2 protein-coding genes are annotated in these 2,573 nt (G+C 67.4%); both read right to left on the bottom strand.

Annotated features, from left to right (window positions below):
• Positions 1 to 31 precede the first annotated feature (31 nt).
• On the bottom strand, positions 32 to 2,110 hold the full coding sequence (gene metG, locus ACE026_RS13240) for a methionine--tRNA ligase (protein ID WP_486039344.1): 2,079 nt from the start codon (positions 2,108 to 2,110) through the stop codon (positions 32 to 34).
• 98 nt (positions 2,111 to 2,208) lie between these two features.
• Positions 2,209 to 2,573, bottom strand: a 365-nt coding sequence (locus ACE026_RS13235; protein ID WP_486039343.1) for a DUF2147 domain-containing protein, incomplete at its 5' end; no start/stop codon positions are given.

Here is a 2,573-nt window from a genome sequence, read left to right as displayed (position 1 = left end):
GGGCGACCCGGGGGCCGCCCTGCCGCAGCGATCAGCGGACCGGCATGCCCGGCAACGCGGCGCTGTCGGCGTCCAGCAGGGCCAGTGCGCCGCCGTCGAAACCGGCCGACAGGATCATGCCCTCGCTCAGGCCGAAGCGCATCTTGCGCGGGGCCAGGTTGGCGATGAAGACCACGCTGCGGCCGACCAGCTGTTCCGGCTCGCCGTAGCTGGCGCGGATGCCGGAGAAGATCTGGCGCTTGCCCAGGTCACCGGCGTCGAGTTCGAAACGCAGCAGCTTGTCCGACCCTTCCACGAACTCGCAGACCAGCACCTTGCCGATGCGCAGATCCAGCTTGGCGAAGTCGTCGATGCCGATGTAGGCCGGTGCGGCCTCGCCATCGGCCGCAGCAACCGGTGCCGGTGCGGCAGCGGGCTTGGCCGGTTTGGCCGGGGCGGCGGGGGCCGGGGTGGCGGCCTGCAGGGTGTCCTTGGATGCGTCGGTCATGGCGTCGATTTTTTTCGGGTCGATACGGGTGAACAGGGGCTCGTACACCGCGATGGTGTGCGCGGTCAGCGGGGTGGCGATGTCGGTCCAGGCCTGCACCGGCGCGGCCAGGAAGGCCTCGGCCTGCGCGGCGGTGGCCGGCAGCACCGGCTTGAGCGCGGTAACCAGCACACGGAACAGGTTCAGGCCCTGGGTGCAGACCGATTGCAGCTGCGCATCGGCGCCGTCCTGCTTGGCGATCACCCACGGCTTTTCATCGTCGATGTAGCGGTTGGCTTCGTCGGCCAGCGCCATGGTCTGGCGCAGTGCGCTGGCCGGATCGTTGCGCTCGTACGCCTCGCGGATCGGCGCCAGCGCGGCGACGAAACGGTCGTACTGGGCGGCATCGGGCAGCGCAGCCGCCAGGCGGCCCTCGAAGCGCTTGCTGATGAAGCCGGCGCAGCGGCTGGCCAGGTTGACGAACTTGCCGACCAGATCCGCGTTGACGCGCGCGATGAAGTCACCCAGGTTCAGGTCGAGATCGTCCACGCCGCCGGAGGATTTGGCCGCGAAGTAATAGCGCAGCGCTTCCGGTTCCAGCCCGGCATCCAGGAAGGTGCGGGCCATCACGAAGGTGCCGCGCGACTTGGACATCTTCGCGCCCTCCACGGTCAGGTAGCCGTTGACGTGCAGGCGGGTCGGGGCGCGGTGGCCGGTGCCGTGCAGCACCGCCGGCCAGAACAGGCCGTGGAAGTTCACGATGTCCTTGCCGATGAAGTGGTGCAGCTCGGTGCTGGTGCCCGCGCGCAGGTGCGCCTCGAAATCTTCGCCGGTCTTGGCGCACAGCGCCTGGAAGCTGGAGAGATAGCCGATCGGCGCATCCAGCCACACGTAGAAGTACTTACCCGGGTGACCCGGGATCTGGAAGCCGAAGTACGGCGCATCGCGCGAGATGTCCCACGCGCGCAGGCCACCCTCGGCATTGAGCCACTCACCCAGCTTGGCCTTCACGCCCGGCAGGGCGACGTCGCCGGCCAGCCACTCGCGCAGGAAGCCTTCGAAGCGGCCGACCTCGAAGAAGAAATGCTCCGAATCGCGGATTTCCGGCGTGGCGCCGGAGATCACCGATTTCGGGTCCTTCAGGTCGGTCGGGCTGTAGGTGGCGCCGCAGACTTCGCAGTTGTCGCCGTACTGATCCGGCGTGCCACAGTTCGGGCAGATGCCCTTGATGTAGCGGTCGGGCAGGAACATGCCCTTGGCCGGGTCGTAGAACTGGGCCACGGAGCGGCGCGCGATGTGGCCTTCGGCCTCGAGCTTGAGGTAGAAGGCTTCGGTCAGCGCCTTGTTGGCCGCCGAGTTGGTCGAGTCGTAATGATCGAACGCCACGCCGAACGCGGCGAAATCGCGCTCATGGCTGGCCTGGATGTTGGCGATGAAGGTCTCCGGGGTCACGCCGGCCTTTTCGGCCGCGAGCATGATCGGGGTGCCGTGGGTGTCATCGGCGCAGACGAACCAGGTCTTGCCGCCGCTCATTCGACGCGCGCGCACCCAGATGTCAGCCTGGATGTAGCCGACCAGGTGGCCCAGGTGCAGCGGGCCGTTGGCGTAGGGCAGGGCGGTGGTGACGAGAGCGGTGCGGGTCATGATGAGCGCTGTTGCCAGGGGAACCGGGGATTATCGCACGCCAAAACGCAGTAACCCGGCCGAAGCCGGGTTACGGGGGCTCAAAAGCAGCGCCAGGCTTACTCGCGCACCCAGGTCTGGGCGCGGCAGATGAAGGCCACGCAGCCGGACACGTCCAGCTTGGCGCCGCCGGTCTGCAGCTTCATCTTGGACTTGTAGGTCTTGCCGTTGCCCGGATCCAGGATGGTGCCGCCGGACCAGGCGTTGGTGCCGTCGGCCTTGAGGTTCCACAGGATGGTCATGCCTTTGACCGGCTTGTTCTTGTTGGTGCCCTCGCAGCCGTCGCAGACCGGATTGGGGCCCTTGTCCGAGTGCAGGATGTCCACGACCTTGCCGGTCAGGGTGCCGTTGGTGGCCTGGGTGATCTCCACGATCGACTTCACCTTGCCGGTCTTGTCGTCGATGGTCTTCCAGCGGCCGCCGG

The sequence above is a fragment of the Stenotrophomonas sp. AGC87 genome (genome assembly GCF_057333975.1).
The sequence above is the reverse complement of the archived record's forward strand: the minus strand, read 5'-3'. Positions and strand labels throughout refer to the sequence as shown.

What these genes read in the sequence shown, in the direction of transcription:
- metG (WP_486039344.1), bottom strand. Translation starts at nt 2,110, where the DNA reads ATGACCCGCACCGCTCTCGTCACCACCGCCCTGCCCTACGCCAACGGC.